This window comes from Pseudomonas sp. S11P7, assembly GCF_023195435.1.
Lineage (GTDB): Bacteria > Pseudomonadota > Gammaproteobacteria > Pseudomonadales > Pseudomonadaceae > Aquipseudomonas > Aquipseudomonas fluorescens_G.
Window position 1 is genome coordinate 5,065,255 of the sequence record NZ_JALPKS020000002.1, and the last position, 22,559, is coordinate 5,087,813.

Genomic DNA, 22,559 nt, shown 5'->3' on the forward strand with positions numbered 1-22,559 from the left:
CAGCTAAAGCGCGGGATTATAGCGTAAACAGCAGTGGAATTACCCTGTGCGATTGACCGAGGATAAATCGGTCACCTCGTTTGGCAATCGCTGATCAATGACTCGATATAAGGCACTGTTTTGCGGCCAGTTGCGCATGAATCGCGCGCGGTCACGGGCATACGCCTGCGCAAAACTGCTGATAGAGCCGTGCTGACACATCGAGTCCAGATCGATCAATGCCCAGCGGTCTTCGTGCCAGAACAGGTTGTGCCCTTTGAAATCACCGTGACTGATGCGTTCATTGATCAATTGCGCGAACAGCGAATCCAGCGCCTGTAGTTCCGCCTCGGGCGCTTCGCCACTTTCGACATACGGCGCAAAGCGCTCGATGATGTCCGGCCCCGGCAAGAACTCGGTCACCAACCAGGCGCGACCGCGCAGCCACAGGAAGCGTTTTTCCAGCATGGCCAGGGGTTTCGGTGTGGCGATTCCAAGAAACGCCAGGCGATTGCCTTCGCGCCACGAGTGCCACGCACGGCTCGGGCGCCAGAAGCGCTTGAGCCAATGGGCGAATCCTTTGATGTTGTAGCGCTTGATCACCAGCGTACGCTCGCCCACCTGCACCTTGCCGACGCTCGCTGCGCCGCCGGTCTTGTAGAGATGGCCCTGCTCAAGCAGCGCATCGGCCTGCTCGAGCACCGGCAGCATCGCCGCTTCTTCTTCGCGGCGGATCGCCCGCAAACCAAATGCTCCACGCCGCACGCTGAACAGCGTGCATTCGCGACCGACCTTGGCAAGAAAGTCCTTCAGTCGCCAGCGGCGGACTTTGTCGATCTGTTTTTGCAAGGCTTCCAGCGGCAACGCGTGCTCGCTGTTGCTCAGCAGGTAATACACCAGCAGCTCTTCAGTGAACGGTTCCAGCGCCTTGGGCAACTGCGCGAAAAACACCCCGAGATTTTCCAGGACCTTTTGCCGTGACAATGGTTGGCCGGCGGTTTGCGCGCGAATCCCGGCGCCATCGATCAAGTACAACTGGCCACCGTGGCGCAGCAGATTGTCCAGGTGCAGGTCTTCCTGCCAGAGGCCTTTACCGTGCAACTGGCCAATCGCACCCAGCGCCTCGGCCAGCACCGCGGACTGATCGTCGGCCAGCACAGGCAAAGACTCGACTTGCGCCCAGGCATCGCCCAGGCTTTCGGCGTTTTCCAGAAGTTCGAACAGCAGCCAGCCACCCTCGCCATTCGTCAGCCCATCGGCCAGCAACAGCGGCGTGGTCAGACCTTGCCCGGCGAGCAGACGCACGCCGTCCAGCTCACGCTGAAAATGTCGCGCGGCCTTGCCACCCACCAGCAGCTTGGCCAGCACCGGACGGCCGCGCCATACGCCGGCGCCCACATAGCGCTGCCCCGGCAATACCCGCAGCAGACTCAACAGTTGCAAGTCGGCACTGCCGGCGGCATCGGCCAGGGTTACTGTCAGCGGCAGCGCCGGGGCACGACCGACATTGGCCAGCTCGGACAATCGCATCAGCGCGTCTCCTTGTGCGTGCGGCGCGCGGTCAGGCGGGCGAGCCAGCTGTCGACCAGCGAGCTGTCACCAGGCTGATCGAGATAAGCCGCCAGCAACTCGCGCAGCTGCGCCTCGGTCCACTGCGGTGCACGGCGTTGCAGCGGCTCCAGATCCTTGATGCGGTCGCGCAGGCCGAACAGCAACGGCCGGGTCTTTTCCAGGTCGATCAACTGCGCCCGATACTCATCACCCGCGGCCCGCAGAAAAATATGTTTGGGATAAAAACAGCCGTGCACCTGACGCACGCCGTGCAGATGCCGCGCCAGCAGTCCGCAGGCACGCAGGATGGCTGACTGCTGCGCGCGATCAAGCTGCGTCCAGCGTTGCAACAGCGAATCCAGATCGCTCCAGCCATCCAGCGCGCGGGTCAGCAAAATGGCGCGAACCTCACCGTTAATCTTGCGCTCACCGAAGAACGCCGCTTGCAGCGCCGGTACGCCGAGCTTGCGGTAGCGGCTGATGTTGCGAAACTCGCGGGCGAAACTGGGCTCGCCGAACGGCGCATGCAACGTGCGCGTCAGGTAGTTGCTCTGGCGCTTGAGGTAATACCCCTGCCCCTCCAGATCCAGACGAAACACACTGCTCCAGCCACCACCGGCGGTGTTGGGTTCGTCCACCGCCTCAAGCTCTTTTGCCCACAGCGCTTCAAAGGTGTCCAGGCCATGGCGCGCCAGCAGTGCGCGGTCATCGTCGGCCAGAAAATCAGTCATTCACGTCCCTCGAAAAATCTCACTACGTGCCGAATCCGCTTCTTGTCGGCGCTATCAAGCCGATCGCACTGGCGATACTGCTTGTAAAAGCGCAAGCGCTGGGTGTTCGACAGGTGATATTTGGCGAGCTTGTCGAGACAGGCCAGATCCTTGGTGATCCGATACTTGAGCCAGAAGCCGCGCCAGAACTCGCCATTGGGGCAGTCGATCAGAAAGATGTGCGCCTGATCGTCAATCAACAGGTTGCGCCATTTCAGATCGTTATGGGTAAAACGGTGATCGTGCATCGTCCGGGTATAACCGGCCAACTGCCGGCTGACGCCGTCGACCCAGGCGCGGTCCTTGAGTTTCGGATCCTTGCGCTCGGCAAGCGCCGAGAGGTCTTCGGTACGCGGCAGTTCGCGGGTGATCATCGCGCCGCGATCGTACGCCGCGCCACGTCGCTCCAGGCCCCAGGCGATCACTTCGGCAGTGGGAATGCCCCACTTGGCGAAGCGCTTGAGGTTCTGCCACTCCATCTTCACCCGCGGCTTGCCGAGGTAGCGGCGCAAGCCTTTACCCGCGCCGACGTAGCGTTTGACGTAGTAATTGACGCCGTTGCGTTGTACGCGAATCACTTCGGACAGCGGGTCACGGGTCAGGCGCTCGCCTTGCAGGGCAAACACCGCGTCGAGACTGCCGAAATCTTCGGCGAGATCGCTGTAGGCGGGCTCAAGAATCCACCCCGCCATCAGAGCGCATCCCCGTAACGCTGTTTACGCGCGTAGAGCTTGTCGGCCTTGCCTTGCAGCCAATTGAGCAGCGGCGCTTCTTCGGCGAGGATCTGCCGCAGCGGTTGCTGAAAATAGCCTTTGAGGAAACGCAACTTGTCGCGGCGGGTCAGGCCGATGTCCAGCGCAGAGAAATACAGCGCGGCCAGATCCTTGTTGCGCCAGCGCTGGGTAATCGCCGGGCGGGTCTGCGCGCGGTGCAGGTCGATCACTGACAGCTTGAAATCTTCCGGGGTGACCGGTTTATCGGTGTGCAGCAGGAAGTGACAGATGTAGCAGTCGCGGTGATTCACCCCAGCGCGGTGCATCATGCCGGTCATGCGTGCGACCTCGGCAATCAATGCGCGCTTGAGCTTTGGCTCGGGCGGTTGCTTGACCCATTCGATGCTGAAGTCTTCCAGGCTGATAGTCGGCGCCAGTTCCTCGGTGATGATGAACGAATGCTGATCCGCCGGATTGCTGCCCTTCTCGCCATAGGCGACCGCGGTCATGGTCGGCACACCGACTTCCTGCAGACGTTGAATCGCTTGCCATTCCTGGCCCGCGCCGAGTACCGGCAGCTTGGCCGTCAGCAGGTTCTTGAAGATTTCGCCCCAGCCGATGCCACGGTGGATTTTCACGAAAAACCCATTGCCGTCGACTTCCGTGCGCAGTGTCCGCCGCGCTTCCAGCTCGCGGTATACCTCGCCCTGCAAGCCTTCGACTTCGGTGAACGGATCGCGTCCGGCCCAAAGGCTTTTAAACGGTTCAGCCAGCATCAACTTCATTAAGCGTGCTCCGCCAGAATCACATCGGCCGCGTGCTGCGGCATGCTGTAGAGGTCAGCCGTCTCGGCGAAGGTCAGACCATTGCGGCTCCAGGCCACCCGCGCAGCGTCGTCGCTCAACATCTCAGTCAGGTATTGGGTCAACTGCGCCTGTTCGAACGGTTCGTCCAGTACTCGCCCGGCGTCGGCCTCGGCAATGTAATGGGCGTAACCGCAGACCGCGCTGACCAGTACCGGCAGGCCGGCGACCAGCGCTTCAAGCAGCACCGTACCGGTGTTTTCGTTGTACGCCGGGTGGATCAGCAGATCGGCGCCGAGCAGGAAACGCGGGATATCGCTGCGACCCTTGAGGAAGGTCACATTGTCGCCCAGGCCCAACGTCGCGCTCTGCATCTGGAATAACTTGGGGTCATCCTGACCGATTACAAACAACCGGGTGCGCTTCTTCAGTTCGGCGGGCAGCGCGGCAAGCGCCTTGAGGCTGCGATCGACGCCTTTGGTCTTGAAGCCGGAACCGATCTGCACCAGCAGCAGCTCGTCGTCCTTGAGGTTGAATTCAGCGCGGAAACCGGCACGGATCTCATCGGCATTCGCCGGACGTCGACGATCCTGAGCAATGCCCGGCGGCAGCAGATGAAAGCGCTCGAGCGGGGTGTCGTAATGCTTGATGAACAGCGGCTGCTGCACTTCGGAAATCATCAGCACTTCGGTTTTCGCGTCTTTCGCGAACACGGCGCGCTCGTACTCGGCGAAGTGGCGGTAGCGACCCCAGCGACGGTACAGCGAGTTGCGCAGATTCTGCGCTTTGTCTTCAAAACAGCCGTCGGCCGCGTAATAGACGTCGAGACCGGGCATCTTGTTGAAGCCGATCAGCCGGTCGACCGGACGCTTGGCCAGATCTGCTTGCATCCACGCACTGAGCTTTTCGTTGCGACGATGGTTGAACAATGCCTTGACCGGCGCCACCAGCACCTCGAAACCCGGCGGCACGTCGCCTTCCCAGATCAGCGTGTAGACGCGGATCTGATGGCCGCGCTGCTGGCATTCGAGGGCGATGCGCATGAAGTCACGCTGCAAGCCACCGAACGGGAAATATTTGTACAGGACGAATGCCAATTGCATCAGCGCAGCTCCTCAGCCATTAACAACGTGCTCAGTCGGCTGGCGACACGCTCGGGGTTTACACGCGTGAAGCACAGCGGCTGTTCACGCTTGAGGTCAAACTGACGGGCATCCTGCGCGGTCGGTTGATAGGTACATTTCTTCTGCATGCACGGCGCGCACGGAAAGTCGCTGGCCAGGTGAATCTGCAGCTTGCCGTAAGCGCCGGTCAGGCCCGGGTTGGTCGGGCCGAACAGCGAGATGGTCGGCACATCCAGCGCCGCGGCCAGATGGCCGAGGCCGGTGTCCACTGCGACGCAGGCTTGCGCGCCGGCAAGCACTTTGCCGACGCCGGCCAGATTCAGCTTTGGCAGCACTTCGGCATGTTTGAAGCCAGCGGCAATCCTTTCGGCGCGGGCCTTTTCCTGCTCATTACCCCACGGCAGCTTCACGCCAACGCCAAGGTAGCCAACGCGCTCGGTCAGCTCGCGCCAGTAGATTTCCGGCCAGTGCTTGGTGTCCCAGGTGGTGCCATGCAGGAACACCACGAAGGCGTTCTTGCGCGGCAGCTCGACCAGGCGCTCGACGTTGAGGCCGTAATCGCCCAGGCCTTTAGGCAGGTCATAGCCCAGCGCGATGGCGAACAGTTGCCGCACCCGCTCGACAGCGTGCTGCCCACGGGCCACAGCCAGCTTGCGGTCATAGAAACGCGCCGCCAGCGGCTCGCGCGCCGAGGTTTTATCGAGGCCGGCGACCGGGGCTTTGACGTAGCGGGTCAGCCAGGCACTTTTCAGCAGGCCTTGAGCGTCGATCACCAGATCGTATTTATTGGCGCGCACGCTTTGCTTGAAGCGTTTCCACTCGCCGCTGGTGATGGTTTTCCACAGATTCTTGCGCCAGCGGCGAATCGCCACCGGAATCACTTTGCCGACCGCCGGGTGCCAAGTCGGAATCTCGGCGAAGCCTTCCTCCACCACCCAGTCGAACCTGATCCCGGGAATCGCCCGGGCCGCGTCGGTCAGCGCCGGCAACGCGTGAATCACGTCGCCCAGCGATGACGTCTTGATCAACAGTACCCGCAACTTAATGAACCTCGACCACGGAGCCGTGCAACTTGTGCAAGGCGTCGTTGACGGCGTCCGGCATCAATTGGCGCAGGCAGTTGTAATGGCCGAACCGGCACGTACGGTCGAAGCACGGGCTGCATTCGATGCCCAGGCGCACGATTTCGACCTGCTCGGCCAAAGGCGGGGTGAAGCCCGGCGAAGTCGAACCGTAGACGGCCACCAGCGGGCGGTTCAGCGCGGCGGCGACGTGCATCAGGCCGGAATCGTTGGAGACGACCGAGTCGGCACACGACAGCAGGTCGATGGCTTCGGCCAGCGAAGTCCCGCCACTGAGATTGACCGCCTCTTCACGCAGGCCCGGGATCAAACGCGCGCGGATGTCTTCGCCGACCGCGTGATCGTTTTTCGAGCCGAACAACCACACCTGCCAGCCTTCGCGAATGCGCGCTTCGGCAACTTTGGCGTAGTGCTCGGACGGCCAGCGTTTGGATTCGCCGAACTCGGCGCCTGGGCACAGGGCCAGGACCGGGCGATCGAGGGTCAGGCCGAATTTGGCCAATGCCGCTTCGCGGGTCACCGGATCGATTTGCAGGCTCGGGCGCGGGTAGGGCTTGGGCAGCTCGGCGTTGGGCTCGTAAGCCAGGGCCATGAAGCGCTCGATCATCAGCGGATAACGTTCTTTATCCAGCGTGCGCACGTCGTTGAGCAGGCCGTAGCGGAACTCGCCACGCCAGCCGGTACGCTTGGGGATGCCGGCAAAAAACGGCACCAGCGCCGACTTCAACGAGTTGGGCAACAGGATCGCCTGATCGTATTGCCCGGCGAGGGATTTGCCGATGCGCCGACGCGTCGCCAGCTCCAGCGCGCCGTGGCCGAGCGGGAAGCTCAAGGCTTTGCGCACTTCGGGCATGCGCTCAAGGATCGGCCGGCTCCACTCGGGCGCCAGCACGTCGATTGCGCATTGCGGGTGGCGCTGCTTGAGACACTGAAACAGTGTCTGCGCCATCACCATGTCACCGACCCAACTGGGCCCAACGATCAAAATATTCATGTGCTTTCCAAAAACGAACCGGGGAGGCAATTACGCCTCCCCGCCTCGAGAATTCTACAAACACTGTAGATCTTCTGTGGGAGCGAGCCTGCTCGCGATGGGGTCTTCACAACCAACACTAGTGTCGTCTGATACTCCGCTATCGCGGGCAAGCCCGCTCCCACAGGGTTATTCGTTTTGCCGCAAAACCTTGAACACCGAAAATCCACTGTGGGAGCGAGCCTGCTCGCGAAGGGGCCGACATATCCAGCATTGACGTCGCCTGACACTTCGCCTTCGCGAGCAGGCTCGCTCCCACATTCGAAACTCATCGCTGCACTGGCGCGTTTCAGCTTAGCTCCAACTCACGCCAGATTCGCATGACCTGCCGGCGCTCTTCGGCAAACTGGTCGCCCGGGATCACCCCGGCATCCTTCTGCAAGGCCTGCCGGTGCGCGGCCGAGCGGTAGGCTTTATAAGCCTCGCGCAGCAGGCTGGCGTCTTCGGCAGGCATCAGCCCTGCATGCTCCAGCTCTTCCAGAATGCGGATGTTATCGGTCCAGCGCAGCAGTGGCGGGTGGCTTTGCGACCACGCCAGAGCCGCGTATTGCACCATAAATTCAATATCGACGATACCTCCGGCGTCCTGCTTGAGGTCGAACGACGCCGTCGCCTCGAAGGCATTGGCCGCCGTGCCGGCCGCGGTAGCCTTGGTGCCGAGGTTGTCGCGCATCTTCGCGCGCATCTCGCTGACTTCCTGCTGCAGCTTCACCAGATCCCGCGCCTTGCCCAATACTTGCGCGCGGACTTTCTCGAATGCCTGGCCAACGTCCTGACTACCAACCAGCACCCGCGCCCGCACCAACGCCTGATGCTCCCAGGTCCAGGCTTCGTTTTCCTGATAGCGGGCGAAAGCGCCGAGCGAGCTGACCAGCAACCCTGCCGCACCGGACGGTCGCAGCCGCATGTCGACCTCATAGAGCTGGCCGGAGTTGGTTTGCGCCGTCAGCAGGTGAATGATCCGCTGCCCCAACCGCGTGAAGAATTGCGCGCCATCGATCGACTTCGGCCCGTCGGTTTCTGCCTGCGGATCGCCGTCGTGAATGAACACCAGATCCAGATCCGAACCATGCCCCAGCTCCAGACCGCCGACCTTGCCGTAACCGACAATAATGAAGCCGGGGTCGCACAAGGTACCGTCGGTGCGCAGCGGCGTGCCGTATTTGGCCACGGTCTGGCGCCAGGCCAGGGCCAGCACCTGTTCGAGAATCGCTTCGGCCAGCCAGGTCAGGTAGTCGCTGACTTTCATCAACGGCAGGCTGCCGGCGATTTCCGAAGCGGCGACGCGCAAGCGGTGCGCCAGTTTGAAATGGCGCAGGGCTTCCATCTGCTGCTCGAGGTCATCTTCGGGAATCCGCGTCAGGCGCTCGCGCAACTCGGCGGCCAGCTCCGGCGCCAAGGGTGGCTTGAACAGGCGGCCCTCATTCAGCAACTCGTCGAGCAGCAGCGGGAAGCGGGTGATCTGCTCAGCGATCCATGGGCTCGCCGCACACAGCGTCAGCAAACGCCGCAGCGCACCGGGGTTCTCGGTCAGCAGCACCAGATAAGCCGAACGCCGCGCAACCGCCTCAACCAACGGCAGCACCCGCTCAAGCACCAGATCCGGATTGGCATGTTCTACCGCCTGCGCGAGCAGCCGCGGAATGAACGCATCGAGCCGTTCTCGCCCCAACCGTTGCATGGCGCGCAACTGCGGACTGCTGCGCAAACCGGCCAGGGCTTTCAGGGCTTTGCTCGCATCGGCAAAACCGGCCTCCTGCAACTGACGACACGCCGCCTCTTCGTCTTGCGCTTCTTCCCACAACGGCAGCCATTCACCGCCGACCACCACTTCGCTTTCGGCGCCTTCTTCTTCGTCGGGATCGGCGATCACCTGAGCGAAGTGCCAGGCCACGCGGCCGCGCCAGAACATCAGTTTTTCGTGGAAAGCGCCCCAATCGGCGAAACCGAGCATGAAGGCAATGCGCGCCTGATCCTGTGCGCTGTCCGGGAGCATCTGGGTCTGACGGTCAGCGATCGCCTGGATCGCATGTTCGGCGTAACGCAGGAATTCGTAGCCTTCGCGCAACTCACTGACCACCGCCGGCGGCAGATAGCCCTGCCCCTCCAGCGTGCTCAACACCTTTAATAGAGGACGCTGTTGCAGGCTCAGATCGCGTCCGCCATGAATCAACTGAAAGGCCTGGGCAATGAACTCGACCTCGCGGATGCCACCGGAGCCCAGCTTGATGTTGTCGGCCATGCCTTTGCGCCGCACTTCCTGCTGGATCAATTGCTTCATGGTGCGCAGCGCTTCGATCGCCGAGAAATCCAGGTAACGCCGGTAAACGAACGGCCGCAGCATGTCGAGCAACTGCGCACCCGCCGCCTGATCGCCCGCCACCACTCGCGCCTTGATCATCGCGTAGCGTTCCCAGTCACGGCCCTGATCCTGGTAATACTGTTCCAGCGCATTGAAGCTGAGCACCAGCGCGCCGGACGAACCGTAGGGACGCAGGCGCATGTCGACACGGAACACGAAGCCGTCGACGGTCATCGGGTCGAGCGCCTTGATCAGGCGCTGGCCGAGACGGATGAAAAATTCCTGGTTATCCAGCGAGCGCTTCACACCAACAGTCTCGCCGCCTTCGGGATAGGCGAAAATCAGGTCGATGTCCGAGGACAGGTTCAATTCGACGGCGCCGAGCTTGCCCATGCCGAGAACGACCATTTGCTGTGGTAGGCCGCTGCGGCGCCCGGTCGGCGTGCCGAACTGTTCGCAATGACGGCTGTACAGCCACTGATAGGCCTGATCGATGGTGGCGTCGGCCATGTCCGAGAGGTCGCGACAGGTCTGCACCAGATCGGCCTGGCGGGTGAGGTCACGCCAGATGATCCGCACCTGATGCCGGGCGCGCTGGCGGCGCAGGGCTCGGCCGAGCTCATCTTCGCTCTGCGCGGCATTTACTGCGGCGGCAATTTGCGTGCACAGTTCGCCCGGTGCATAAGCCCGGTCGAGTTCGCCCGACTGCACCAGCGCCAGTAACATCAAAGGGTCACGAACGCTCTGTTCAATGACAAACTCGCTGGCAGCGCTGACGCGGGCGAACTGCGCCCAGCGCTCGGGCGTCCAGTTTGCCAGCCCGTGATCGTCATCCAGCGCGGCGACGGCCGTACGGAACGACTGCTCGGATCGATTGACCAACGGCAGGAGAATGGCGGGCAGTTCGGCAAGCACGGGCAGGGTCATGGTCTATCCTTGATCGGCGTGTAAACGGCCGCTTGTAGTGATTGGCGAAAAGCCGCTACCCGCCGGAGTGTCGAACAAAAGTTAGAAATAGCTGAAAATTCATTGTCGTTGGCAGCGAATATCAAAGTTTCACCTTTTTCGGATGGTAAAAGACCAACCTTAACGATTATTCTCACAACGCAGTTGGAGGCCACGAGCCATTCTTCTGTAGTTTTACTACTCGTCTATACATTCGAAAGGCTGAAATGCCGGAAGATTTGTAGTAAAACTACACGCCGCCGGAACAACCTGTCGGCAATCCAAGAATTTTAAATCGTCTGCCCACAAGGCCAGTCGCAAACTCAGGCAACCGATTCTGGAAGCCTTTCCGCCCTGGAGCAAGCCATGCAAGACCTCGATCCCGTCGAAACCCAGGAATGGCTGGACGCCCTGGAATCGGTTCTCGACAAAGAAGGCGAAGACCGTGCTCACTATCTGATGACCCGTATGGGTGAACTGGCGACCCGCAGCGGTTCGCAGCTCCCTTACGCCATCACCACGCCTTACCGCAACACGATCCCCGTTACCCACGAAGCACGCATGCCTGGCGACCTGTTCATGGAACGCCGCATTCGCTCGCTGGTACGCTGGAACGCGATGGCCATGGTAATGCGTACGAACCTGAAAGATTCTGACCTGGGTGGTCACATCTCCAGCTTCGCTTCCAGTGCGACCCTGTATGACATCGGCTTCAACTACTTCTTCCAGGCCCCGACCGACGAACACGGCGGCGACCTGATCTACTTCCAGGGCCACACCTCGCCAGGCGTTTACGCCCGTGCCTTCATGGAAGGCCGCATCACCGAAGACCAGATGAACAACTTCCGTCAGGAAGTCGATGGTCAAGGCCTGTCGTCCTATCCGCACCCGTGGCTGATGCCTGATTTCTGGCAGTTCCCGACCGTATCGATGGGTCTGGGCCCGATCCAGGCGATCTACCAGGCACGTTTCATGAAGTACCTGGAACACCGCGGCTTCATCCAGCCAGGCAAACAGAAAGTCTGGTGCTTCCTGGGCGACGGCGAGTGCGACGAGCCGGAATCCCTGGGCGCGATCTCCCTGGCCGGCCGCGAAAAGCTGGACAACCTGATCTTCGTCATCAACTGCAACCTGCAGCGCCTCGACGGCCCGGTTCGCGGCAACGGCAAGATCATCCAGGAACTCGAAGGCGTGTTCCGCGGTGCACAGTGGAACGTGACCAAAGTCATCTGGGGCCGTTTCTGGGACCCGTTGCTGGCAAAAGACGTCGACGGCATCCTGCAGCGTCGCATGGACGAAGTCATCGACGGCGAGTACCAGAACTACAAAGCCAAAGACGGCGCGTTCGTTCGCGAGCACTTCTTCAACACGCCTGAACTCAAGGCAATGGTTGCCGATCTGTCCGACGACGAGATCTGGAAACTCAACCGTGGCGGCCACGACCCGTACAAGGTCTACGCGGCGTACCACGAAGCGGTCAACCACAAAGAACAACCGACCGTCATCCTCGCCAAGACCATCAAGGGTTATGGCACCGGTGCCGGCGAAGCGAAAAACACCGCGCACAACACCAAGAAAGTCGATGTCGACAGCCTGAAGTTGTTCCGCGACCGCTTCGACATCCCGGTCAAGGACGAAGAGCTGGAGAACCTGCCGTTCTTCAAGCCGGAGCCAAACAGCGCCGAAGCCCGCTACCTCGCGGAGCGTCGAGCCGCACTGGGCGGCTTCGTACCGCAGCGCCGCGCGCAGAGCTTCAGCGTACCGACTCCGGATCTGGACACGCTCAAAGCAATCCTCGACGGTTCCGGCGACCGCGAAATTTCCACCACCATGGCCTTCGTGCGCATCCTCGCGCAACTGGTCAAAGACAAGGAAATCGGCCCGCGCATCGTTCCGATCATCCCGGACGAAGCCCGTACCTTCGGTATGGAAGGCATGTTCCGTCAGCTGGGTATCTACTCCTCCGTCGGCCAGCTCTACGAGCCAGTCGATAAGGACCAGGTGATGTTCTACAAGGAAGACCAGAAAGGTCAGATCCTTGAAGAAGGCATCAACGAAGCAGGCGCCATGAGCTCGTTCATCGCTGCCGGTACTTCGTACTCCAGCCACAACCAGCCGATGCTGCCGTTCTACATCTTCTATTCGATGTTCGGCTTCCAGCGCATAGGCGACCTGGCCTGGGCTGCCGGCGACAGCCGTACCCGTGGCTTCCTGATCGGCGGCACCGCCGGCCGCACCACCCTGAACGGTGAAGGTCTGCAACACGAAGACGGTCACAGCCACCTGCTGGCCGCGACCATCCCGAACTGCCGCACCTACGATCCGACCTACGGCTACGAGCTGGCGGTGATCATTCAGGACGGCATGAAGAAGATGACCGAAGAGCAACAGGACATCTTCTACTACATCACCGTGATGAACGAGTCGTACCAGCAGCCAGCCATGCCGGCCGGTGCCGAAGAAGGCATCAAGAAAGGCATGTACCTGCTCGAGGAAGACACTCGCGACGCAGCGCACCACGTTCAGCTGATGGGCTCCGGCACCATCCTGCGCGAAGTGCGTGAAGCGGCGAAGATCCTGCGTGAAGAGTTCAACATTGGCGCCGATGTGTGGAGCGTTACCAGCTTCAACGAACTGCGTCGCGACGGCCTGGCCGTAGAGCGCAGCAACCGTCTCAAGCCTGGCCAGAAGCCGAAGCTGAGCTACGTCGAAGAGTGCCTGAACGGCCGCAAAGGTCCGGTCATCGCCTCTACCGACTACATGAAGCTGTTCGCCGAGCAGATCCGTCAGTGGGTACCGTCCAAGGAATTCAAAGTCCTGGGCACCGACGGTTTCGGCCGCAGCGACAGCCGCAAGAAACTGCGTCATTTCTTCGAAGTCGACCGTCATTTCGTGGTGTTGGCAGCCCTGGAAGCACTGGCTGACCGTGGTGATATCGAACCTAAAGTCGTGGCTGAAGCCATCGTCAAGTTCGGCATCGACCCGGAAAAACGCAACCCACTGGACTGCTGAGGAGACATTTTGTGAGCGAACTCATTCGCGTACCTGACATCGGCAGCGGTGAAGGTGAAGTAATTGAACTGTTTGTGAAGGTCGGCGACCGTATCGAAGCCGACCAGAGCATCCTGACCCTGGAATCGGACAAGGCCAGCATGGAAGTGCCGGCCCCGAAAGCCGGCGTCATCAAAAGCCTGAAAGTGAAGCTGGGCGACCGCCTGAAAGAAGGCGACGAACTGCTTGAGCTGGAAGTCGAGGGCGCCGCTGAAGCGGCCCCTGCTCCAGCGGCTGCTCCGGCGGCGAAAGCTGAGGAAAAACCGGCTGCGGCGCCTGCTGCTGCCGCGCCTGCCGCTGCCCCTGCTGCCGCTTCGGTACAGCAAGTGCACGTGCCGGACATCGGTTCGTCGGGCAAGGCGCAGATCATCGAGATCCAGGTCAAGGTCGGCGACAGCGTCGAAGCTGATCAATCGCTGATCACTCTGGAATCCGACAAGGCGAGCATGGAAATCCCGTCGCCTGCCGCTGGCGTGGTCAAGGCCATCAGCGTCAAGCTCAACGACGAAGTCGGCACTGGCGATCTGATTCTGGATCTGGAAGTGGCGGGTGCTGCGGCGCCTGCTGCGGCCGCTCCGGCTCAGGCTGCCGCGCCTGCAGCCGCCGCTGCGCCAGCTCCGGCTGCTGCTCCGGCGGCACCGGTCGCCGACAGCGTGCAGGACATCCACGTTCCGGACATCGGTTCGGCCGGCAAGGCCAAGATCATCGAAGTGCTGGTCAAGGCCGGCGACACCGTCGAGGCCGACCAGTCGCTGATCACCCTGGAATCCGACAAGGCCAGCATGGAAATTCCATCGCCTGCCGCTGGCGTGGTTGAAAGCGTTTCGATCAAGCTGGATGACGAAGTCGGCACCGGCGACCTGATCCTCAAGCTGAAAGTCAAAGGCGCGGCGCCTGCTGCGGCTCCAGCTCCAGCGGCCGCTGCTGCACCGAGCGCCCCGGCACCTGCCGCTGCTGCCCCGGCCGCTGCACCTGCTGCTGCCGCTCCCGCTGCTGCACCGGCCAAGCCAGGCGCGAAAGTTCACGCAGGTCCCGCCGTGCGTCAACTGGCCCGCGAATTCGGCGTAGAGCTGAGCGCTGTCGGCGCCAGCGGTCCGCACGGTCGTATTCTGAAAGAAGACGTGCAGACTTACGTCAAAGCGATGATGCAGAAGGCCAAGGAAGCACCGGCCGCTGCTGGCGGCGCAACCGGTGGCGCGGGCATCCCGCCGATCCCGGTCGTCGATTTCAGCCGTTTCGGTGAAATCGAAGAAGTGCCGATGACTCGCCTGATGCAAGTCGGCGCTGCCAACCTGCACCGTAGCTGGCTGAACGTGCCACACGTCACGCAATTCGACTCGGCGGACATCACCGAGCTGGAAGCTTTCCGTGTTGCACAGAAGGCCGTAGCCGAGAAGGCTGGCGTCAAGCTGACCATCCTGCCATTGCTGCTCAAGACTTGCGCGCATCTGCTGAAAGAGCTGCCGGACTTCAACAGTTCGCTGGCACCAAGCGGCAAGGCAATCATCCGCAAGAAATACGTGAACATCGGCTTCGCCGTCGACACCCCGGATGGCCTGCTGGTGCCGGTCATCAAGAACGTCGACCAGAAGAGCCTGCTGCAACTGGCGGCCGAAGCGGCTTCGCTGGCTGAAAAAGCCCGCACCAAGAAGCTGTCCTCGGACGAGATGCAAGGCGCGTGCTTCACCATCTCCAGCCTCGGTCACATTGGCGGCACCGGCTTCACGCCGATCGTCAACGCGCCGGAAGTGGCGATCCTCGGTGTGTCCAAGGCAACCATCCAGCCAGTCTGGGATGGCAAAGCCTTCCAGCCGAAACTGATGCTGCCACTGTCGCTGTCCTACGATCACCGTGTGATCAACGGCGCTGCAGCCGCACGCTTCACCCAGCGTCTGGGCAGCCTGTTGGGCGACATCCGCACCATCCTGCTGTAATCCAAACGGCCCTCCGGCAACGGAGGGCCGCTTGTTGCACCCTTTCGAGCGCCACACGCTCGTACCTCAACCCCGTCATCTGGCGGGGCTTTTTTTGCCTGAAGAAACTTGCCCCTCGCCTTTTTCCCACACGCTGCGCTGACATCGGCCACAACCCTGGTCGACTTGGCAGTGATCTTTTTATCCGACACACAACTAACCTACGCGCAGCCAATTCAACTAAGAAAACTTAACAATCCTGTTAATTCAAGTTAATTCGAATGGATTCGACATGTTAAAACCAACTATCGGCCCGATTGTCGGCCACGTAACAACTGCTCATGCGCGCATATTCCTGCGCGGCGATCGTCAGAATAATTCACGTGTGTTTGCCGGAATACGTTATCGCGCCTCCGGCGCACAACAATGGTCAAAGGGTAACTTCGCGCATCTGAGCGATATACGCGACATGTCCCACGTTTTCGCCCTCAACAACTTGAGCGCCGATACCGAGTATGAATATCAGGCCGGCTGGTTCAGTCCGATGAATCCGGTGCATACGCCAGACAGCGTTGCCGAGTTGCCGCTGCAATGGCCGCGCGAGATCTATCGTCTGCGGACCCGCTCCAGCAAGCCTATGCAGCCGCGCGCCTATATTGTCGGGTCGTGTCGCTATCTGCGTATGACCGCCGGCGTTGCGTCGCTGCCCCAACTCGGCGACCGGATCTTTGCTTCAATCAATCAAGTGATCGAGGGGATTGAGCCACCGATCAGTGCGGTATTGATGACCGGCGACCAGATCTATGTCGATGATTTGAATCTGATCGCGCCAGATCGGGAGTACAAGGATATTCTCAGCAAGTACCGCGCGGCGTTCTCTCAGCCCAATATAAAACGGCTGATGTCTGGCACTTCAACTTACATGATCCTCGACGACCATGAAATTGAAGACAACTGGCCAGCCAATGCCAACAAGTCCGACGTCGATTTATTCCGCAATGCAATGGCGGCCTATGAGTTGTATCAGGCCAGTCACAGCCCGGTACATCCACTGACAACTAACGGTGAAATAGATCGCTCGTCGCTTGAGCATTACTGGTATCAATTCAGCGATGGCGATATCGAATGGTTTGTGACCGACAGTCGTACTCGCCGCAACTTGTCAGCCGATGATCGGCGCATTCTCGATGAGGCTCAGGAGCAGGCCCTGCTCAAATGGCTGATCCACAGTGAAGCGCGGGTCAAGTTCGTGGTGACCAGTGTGATGTTCTACCCGGACCGCAAACTTCATGGCGACGACGCCTGGAAAGCCTTTCCCGAACAACGCCTGCGCCTGCTGGAGACGATTCGCACACAAAGGATCAAGAATGTCGTGTTCATTTCGGGTGATGTACACGGTTCGCTGACCGCACGCCTGAGTCACAGCGAAGACCCGGACTTCGAAGTACACACCGTGGTGTCTTCGCCGCTGTGCAACAGCAAACTGCTGCCGTACGCCAAAGCCTCGACGTTTATTCTCGATCAGCCACTGGTGCGCACCGCTGCGGGGGATTATCGGCATGAGCTGACCAGCACGGTGGTCAGCGAGGACAATTTTGCCCACCTGGTGGTCGAGGCCGGGCAGATACAGGTCAACTACCACGACCGTGACGGCAAACGCCTGCAATCGATCGCCATTCCCCTGCGCTGATCAGCGGGCGCCTATACAGCCGTTGCCGAGCTCGGATTGCTCTGGAACGGCTGTCCATCATGCTCGGCGTATTAGTTTTGTGCACTGGCTGGAGAAATGTTCAGTCCAGCCGACATATTCTTATAGCACTTGGCCTTCATCTCTCTTGTCAGTCGATGCCGCAATGATGCAACCTTGCCGCAGACAACAGTTAAGAGGGCGCGAGCCCGGCGCATTCAGCATATTTCCAAGCGAGTTCCCTTCATGAAGAGCCAACCCGATGCCGCCAGCCGTATGGTGGCCGAGGTAGTGACGCAGTTGCCTGTGCCCTCGCGGCTCGGCATGCTGCGTTTCGAGCGCTTGAATGAAGCCAGTTGGGCCATGCTGTTCCTCGATCCCAACTGTGAACGCCAATTTGGCCAGCCGGCCGTCGAGCTGTGCGCACTGGTCGGCTCGCCGTATGCCAGCCTGATGGAACCGGAAGCGCGCTATCAACTGCATGACGCGATCCAGCAACAGCTCACCATCAGCCCGCATTATCTGGTGCGTTACACCCTGCACACCGCCTCCGGAGCGCTGAGCATCCTGGAACTGGGCGAAGCCTATAAACAGCACAATCGGCATCTGCTGCGCGGTTACCTGCTGGCAGTCGACGATGTGTTCGATGAGCCGCCGCCACAGCCATCCGTCGACCTCGAAACACAGAACTCACGACTGCAGATCGCTCTCGAACTCAATCAACGTGCCCAGCAGGAACAACTGCAGCACCTTGAGCGCGTGCGTGCCCAGCAGGAGCTGATTCTGCTGCTCGCCCGTCAGCGCTACAGCACGCACAACTCGCTGCAGGAAGCCGCCGAACTGATTACCCGCTGCGCTTGCGATATCTATGAAATCGACTGCGCCAGCCTGTGGAATCTCGAGGGCAATCTGCTGGTGCCGATCTCGGCTTACCACCGCGCGACCCAGGAATACATCCTCCCGGACGTGATCGACATCGGCAGCTTCCCCGATTACCTGGAAGCGCTGCACGGCAGCCGCGCCATCGATGCGCACAATGCGATGCGCGACCCGCGCACACGCGAGATGGCCGAAGCCCTGCGCCCGCGTGACGTCAACGCCATGCTCGATGCGAGCATTCGCGTCGATGGCCAGGTGGTCGGCGTGCTCTGCCTGGAGCAGACCGGCGTGACCCGCGCCTGGCAGTCCGACGAGATCGCGTTTGCCGGGGAGCTGGCCGATCAGTTCGCGCAAGTCATCAACAACCACAACCGCCGCGCCGCCACCAGCGCCTTGCACCTGTTCCAGCGTGCGGTCGAGCAAAGCGCCAACGCCTTTTTGCTGGTCAATTGCGATGGCGTGGTCGAGTACGTCAACCCGAGCTTCACGGCGATCACCCAGTACACCACCGAAGAAGTCCACGGCCAGCGCCTGTCGGAACTGCCGGCGCTGGAAAACCTCAGCGAACTGTTGTTCGACGCGCCCTCGGCGCTGGCCCAGAGCAACAGCTGGCAGGGCGAATTCAAAAGCCGCCGCAAGAATCTCGAACCGTACTGGGGCCAGTTGTCGATTTCCAAGGTGTACGGTGACAACCGCGAGCTGACGCATTACATCGGTATCTACGAAGACATCACCCAGACCAAACTGGCGCAGCAGCGCATCGAGCGCCTGGCTTATACCGACAACCTGACCAACCTCGGCAACCGCCCGGCGTTTATCCGCAACCTCGACGAGCGTTTCGCCCGCGACAGCGATACGCCGATCAGCCTGCTGCTGGTGGACATCGACAACTTCAAGCGCATCAACGACAGCCTCGGCCATCAGACCGGCGACAAACTGCTGATCAGCCTCGCTCGACGCCTGCGCAACAGTCTCAGCCCGAGCGGTAGCCTGGCGCGTTTCGCGAGTAATGAGTTTGCCGTGTTGCTCGACAATACCGACCTCGAAGCCGGGCAACGCATTGCCAGCCAGTTGCTGCTGACCCTCGACAAACCGATGTTCGTCGACAACCAGTTGATCAGCGTCACCGGCTCGGTCGGTCTGGCCTGCGCACCGTTGCACGGACGCGATCCGCAGACGCTGATGCGCAACGCCGGTCTGGCGCTGCACAAGGCCAAGGCCAACGGCAAACACCAGTTGCAGGTGTTCACCGAGGCGCTGAATGCCGAGGCCAGTTACAAATTGTTCGTCGAGAACAACCTGCGCCGCGCCTTGACCCAGAACGAGCTGGACGTGTTCTACCAGCCCAAGCTGTGCCTGCGCAGCGGCCGCCTGCTCGGTATGGAAGCGCTGTTGCGCTGGAATCACCCGGAACGCGGGATGATTCGCCCGGATCAGTTCATCAGCGTCGCCGAAGAGACCGGCCTGATCATTCCGATCGGCAAATGGATCGCCCGTCAGGCCTGCCGCATGAGCAAAGCCCTGACCGCTGCCGGCCTGGGTAATCTGCAAGTGGCAATCAACCTGTCACCCAAGCAGTTTTCCGACCCGGATCTGGTCGCCTCCATCGCCAACATCCTCAAGGAAGAAGCGCTGCCGGCTAATCTGCTCGAGCTGGAACTGACCGAAGGCCTGCTGCTGGAAGCCACCGAAGACACGCACTTGCAGCTCGATCAGCTCAAACGTCTGGGCCTGACCCTGGCGATGGACGACTTCGGCACCGGCTATTCGTCGCTCAGCTACTTGAAGAAATTCCCGATCGACATCATCAAGATCGATCGCAGCTTCATCCACGAAATCCCTGACAACCAGGACGACATGGAAATCACCTCGGCAGTGATCGCCATGGCCCACAACCTCAAACTCAAGGTGGTCGCCGAAGGCATCGAGACCGCCGAGCAACTGGCGTTCCTGCGGCGCCACCGCTGCGACGTCGGCCAGGGCTACCTGTTCGACCGGCCGATCCCCGGCGCCGAACTGATCCCGGCACTCAAGCGCTATCCGCGCGGGCCGCTCTGTCTCTAAGCCACCGCATATCCTTGTAGGAGTGAGCCTGCTCGCGATAGCGGTCTGTCTGTAACGTCTTTGCTGACTGACCCACCGCTATCGCGAGCAGGCTCACTCCTTCAGTACCCATACATTTTGGGTAGTGATTAACCGGGCATCATTGGGCACACTGGCGGTCTGACTTTTCACATCCAACCTGACTGAGAGGAACGCTCATGGTTCTGCGCTCGGAAATCCTGGTGAACAAAAACGTGCTTCCAACCAAAGAACAAGCCCTGCCCGGCCGCGAAACCGCGATGACCCTGCCTGAAAAGCATTTCGTCTTCGAAGACACCCCACTGCTCGGCCCGTTCTTTCAGGACGTCGACTTCGCCATCTTCGGCCTCGGCTGCTTCTGGGGGGCGGAGCGACGCTTCTGGCAGCGCGAAGGCGTGGTCAGCACGGTGGTCGGCTATGCCGGCGGTTTCACACCGAACCCGACTTACGAGGAAGTCTGCTCGGGCCTGACCGGCCACGCCGAAGTGGTGCTGGTTGTTTATGACAAGGCTGTTGTCAGCTACGAAGCGCTGCTGGCGATGTTCTGGGAACTGCACAACCCGACACAGGGCATGCGCCAAGGCAACGACATCGGCACGCAGTATCGCTCGGTGATCTACGCGACCTCGCCTGAGCAACTGGACGCCGCGCTGAAAAGCAAAGCGCTGTACCAGGCGGAACTGACGAAGGCCGGGCTGGGCGAAATCAGCACCGAGATCGACCAGGCGCCGACCGTGTACTTTGCTGAGGCGTATCACCAGCAGTATCTGGCGAAGAATCCGGAAGGTTATTGCGGGATTGGCGGCACGGGCGTGTGCATGCCGGCGAGTTTGGCGGGCAACTAACGCCGACTGATCGTTCCCACGCTCTGCGTGGGAATGCAGCCCGGGACGCTCCGCGTTCCAACAGCGGACGCAGAGCGTCCATTGAGGCATTCCCACGCAGAGCGTGGGAACGATCAATTAAAGCTGCGAGCGGCAAGCTTCAAGCTGCAAGTGCTGTGTTCGCTTCAGCTTGTAGCTTGTAGCTAACAACTTCATTCCGCTATAAGCCAATCCATCTGCCAGCCACCCTGAGTCTGGCCAAGCTTCTTCGATAACCACGGCAGCAGCTCACGCAATTCCTCTTCCAGCCCCCACGGCGGATTGGCAATCGCCAGACCCGAGCCGTTCAGGCTGTTCGGCGTATCCAGCGGATGCACCAGCAGTTCCACGCGCAACAATTTCGGTGCACCGGTGCCGGCCAGGTCCTGATAGAAACGCCGCAACGCGCGCTGATCCTTCACCGGATACCAGATCGCCGCCACGGTTTGGCGCATGCGGCCGATCGCTTCTTTCATCGACGCTGCGCAGCGCTGCATTTCATCGAGCTGTTCAAACGGCGGATCGATCAACATCACGGCGCGTTTTTCCTGCACCGGCAACATCGCCCGCGCGACATGCCAACCCTCGCCCAGATGAACTTTCACCCGACGATCGCCGGCCATGTTGTCCTTGAGCAGCACGCCATCTTCCGGGTGCTTCTCGTTGAGCATCACTCGATCCTGCGGGCGAGTCAGACGCCGCGCCAGCTCCGGCGAACCCGGGTAATAACGCAACTGGCCGTCCGGATTCATCTCGTGCAGCACTTTCATGTAGTCAACGGTCAGTGCCGGCAGATCCGGCTGGTCCCACAAGCGCGCGATGCCTTCCAGGTACTCACCGGTACGGTTGGCCTGATCGCCCTGCAAGTCGTACAGACCGATGCCGGCATGCGTGTCGAGATAGGCAAACGGCTGCTCCTTGCGCGACATCAGGGCGATGAGGCGGGTCAAGGTCAGGTGTTTGAACACATCGGCGTGATTGCCGGCATGGAAGGCGTGACGATAATTCATGGCTGCTCCTGCGAAGGGCGCAAAGTTTACCTTTTACCGCGTGGCAAGTCAGGGGTTGGCGGCCGAGCGGACGAAAGCCTGCCCACCCTGGCCCTCTCCCCGAGGGAGAGGTGACTGACCGAGTGATCTTGCCCCCTGCGCCGACCTGAAAGAACCACGGAACCTCTGGCTTGGCATAGCCAGGCTCACCACTGAAGTCGCAGGTCGATAAACGTCTGCCAGACAACTCGATCGGTCCCCTCTCCCTCTGGGAGAGGGTTAGGGTGAGGGGGTTTGCTTTTAAGGCATCGCGCGCAAGCGCGAGCCGATCACATCCAGCACATCACAACCATCACGCAACGGGATCACGCAGAGCCGGGCGAAGTCGCTGAGGATGACGGAGTCGCATTCGACCGAGCCGCGCATGCACATGTTTTCCAGAACCTGAATCACGGCGCGCAGGCGGTGATTGGCGGCGTCCATGAGGATGTCGAGGGGCACGTGGGTGTCGATGAACAGGGTCGGCATGTCGCTGCAGTTGTCGGTCAGCGCCATGAAGCGGTTGTTCGGGTGAGGGATGATTTTTTCGTAGGGTGGATCGGGATGCATATTGGTCATTTGTCAGCTCCATGATTGATAAAGGTGAGCCGCCAATTAACCTTCCTACAGGTTTGGGTGGCAGCTGTGCGCAAGAGTAGGAACCGAGCAATCATGGACCTCGGTCACGCCGAAGCGTGTCCCACGCACAGCCGCCGCGAACGATCTTACGGACTTGAATCAAGCGCCATAAAAA

General features: G+C 60.8%; 15 protein-coding genes. 5 read left to right on the forward strand and 10 right to left on the reverse strand.

The annotated features are described in order from the left end of the window. Nucleotides 1-39: 39 nt before the first annotated feature. The 8 genes from M0746_RS23280 to glnE all read right to left on the reverse strand — a co-directional run bounded on the left by M0746_RS23280 (nt 40) and on the right by glnE (nt 10,284). Nucleotides 40-1,509: a lipopolysaccharide kinase InaA family protein gene (locus tag M0746_RS23280; RefSeq protein ID WP_258450727.1), complete on the reverse strand. Its 1,470-nt coding sequence runs from the start codon at nt 1,507-1,509 to the stop codon at nt 40-42. Next, entirely contained in the window at nt 1,509-2,261 is a 753-nt protein-coding gene (locus tag M0746_RS23285; protein WP_258450728.1) for a lipopolysaccharide kinase InaA family protein, read from the reverse strand. Before M0746_RS23285 ends, M0746_RS23280 begins: the two co-directional genes overlap by 1 nt. Beyond that, on the reverse strand, nt 2,258-2,992 hold the full coding sequence (locus M0746_RS23290) for a lipopolysaccharide kinase InaA family protein (RefSeq protein ID WP_258450729.1): 735 nt from the start codon (nt 2,990-2,992) through the stop codon (nt 2,258-2,260). The genes M0746_RS23285 and M0746_RS23290 overlap by 4 nt, the downstream gene beginning before the upstream one ends. Further along, nucleotides 2,992-3,798 carry a lipopolysaccharide core heptose(I) kinase RfaP gene (rfaP, locus tag M0746_RS23295; RefSeq protein ID WP_258450730.1) on the reverse strand — a complete coding sequence of 269 codons (807 nt, stop codon included), beginning with the start codon at nt 3,796-3,798 and terminating at the stop codon, nt 2,992-2,994. Before rfaP ends, M0746_RS23290 begins: the two co-directional genes overlap by 1 nt. Beyond that, nucleotides 3,798-4,919: a glycosyltransferase family 4 protein gene (locus tag M0746_RS23300; protein WP_258450731.1), complete on the reverse strand. Its 1,122-nt coding sequence runs from the start codon at nt 4,917-4,919 to the stop codon at nt 3,798-3,800. The genes rfaP and M0746_RS23300 overlap by 1 nt, the downstream gene beginning before the upstream one ends. Then, nucleotides 4,919-5,980 (reverse strand): lipopolysaccharide heptosyltransferase I, encoded by a 1,062-nt coding sequence (gene waaC / locus M0746_RS23305; RefSeq protein WP_258450732.1) that lies wholly within the window; start codon nt 5,978-5,980, stop codon nt 4,919-4,921. The genes M0746_RS23300 and waaC overlap by 1 nt, the downstream gene beginning before the upstream one ends. Nucleotide 5,981: 1 nt before the next feature. Continuing rightward, complete coding sequence (gene waaF / locus M0746_RS23310; protein WP_258450733.1) at nt 5,982-7,016, reverse strand: lipopolysaccharide heptosyltransferase II; 1,035 nt, start codon at nt 7,014-7,016, stop codon at nt 5,982-5,984. A gap of 328 nt (nt 7,017-7,344) precedes the next feature. Continuing rightward, a complete protein-coding gene (glnE, locus tag M0746_RS23315) occupies nt 7,345-10,284 on the reverse strand; it encodes a bifunctional [glutamate--ammonia ligase]-adenylyl-L-tyrosine phosphorylase/[glutamate--ammonia-ligase] adenylyltransferase (protein ID WP_258450734.1) in 2,940 nt (979 codons plus the stop codon). Between the two features lie 384 nt (nt 10,285-10,668). Between glnE and aceE the strand changes: the two genes are divergently transcribed. The 5 genes from aceE (at nt 10,669) to msrA (ending at nt 20,759) form a co-directional block, all read left to right on the forward strand. Then, entirely contained in the window at nt 10,669-13,314 is a 2,646-nt protein-coding gene (gene aceE, locus M0746_RS23320; RefSeq protein WP_208939015.1) for a pyruvate dehydrogenase (acetyl-transferring), homodimeric type, read from the forward strand. 11 nt (nt 13,315-13,325) lie between these two features. Then, nucleotides 13,326-15,287: a dihydrolipoyllysine-residue acetyltransferase gene (aceF, locus tag M0746_RS23325; RefSeq protein ID WP_258450735.1), complete on the forward strand. Its 1,962-nt coding sequence runs from the start codon at nt 13,326-13,328 to the stop codon at nt 15,285-15,287. Nucleotides 15,288-15,558: 271 nt separating this feature from the next. Next, the gene (locus M0746_RS23330) at nt 15,559-16,956 is read left to right on the forward strand and encodes an alkaline phosphatase D family protein (protein ID WP_258450736.1); all 1,398 of its coding nucleotides are present in this window, start codon (nt 15,559-15,561) and stop codon (nt 16,954-16,956) included. Nucleotides 16,957-17,199: 243 nt separating this feature from the next. Then, a complete protein-coding gene (locus tag M0746_RS23335) occupies nt 17,200-19,896 on the forward strand; it encodes a putative bifunctional diguanylate cyclase/phosphodiesterase (RefSeq protein ID WP_208939018.1) in 2,697 nt (898 codons plus the stop codon). A gap of 197 nt (nt 19,897-20,093) precedes the next feature. Beyond that, nucleotides 20,094-20,759, forward strand: a complete 666-nt coding sequence (msrA, locus tag M0746_RS23340; protein ID WP_258450737.1) for a peptide-methionine (S)-S-oxide reductase MsrA — start codon at nt 20,094-20,096, stop codon at nt 20,757-20,759. Nucleotides 20,760-20,950: 191 nt separating this feature from the next. Here the strand turns inward: msrA and M0746_RS23345 are convergent, their stop codons facing one another. Together M0746_RS23345 and M0746_RS23350 are read right to left on the reverse strand one after the other, a co-directional pair. After that, nucleotides 20,951-21,787: a 23S rRNA (adenine(2030)-N(6))-methyltransferase RlmJ gene (locus tag M0746_RS23345; protein ID WP_258450738.1), complete on the reverse strand. Its 837-nt coding sequence runs from the start codon at nt 21,785-21,787 to the stop codon at nt 20,951-20,953. A 279-nt stretch (nt 21,788-22,066) separates the two neighbouring features. Then, nucleotides 22,067-22,384, reverse strand: coding sequence for a hypothetical protein (locus M0746_RS23350; RefSeq protein WP_258450739.1), 318 nt, complete (start codon nt 22,382-22,384; stop codon nt 22,067-22,069). Nucleotides 22,385-22,559: the final 175 nt, after the last annotated feature.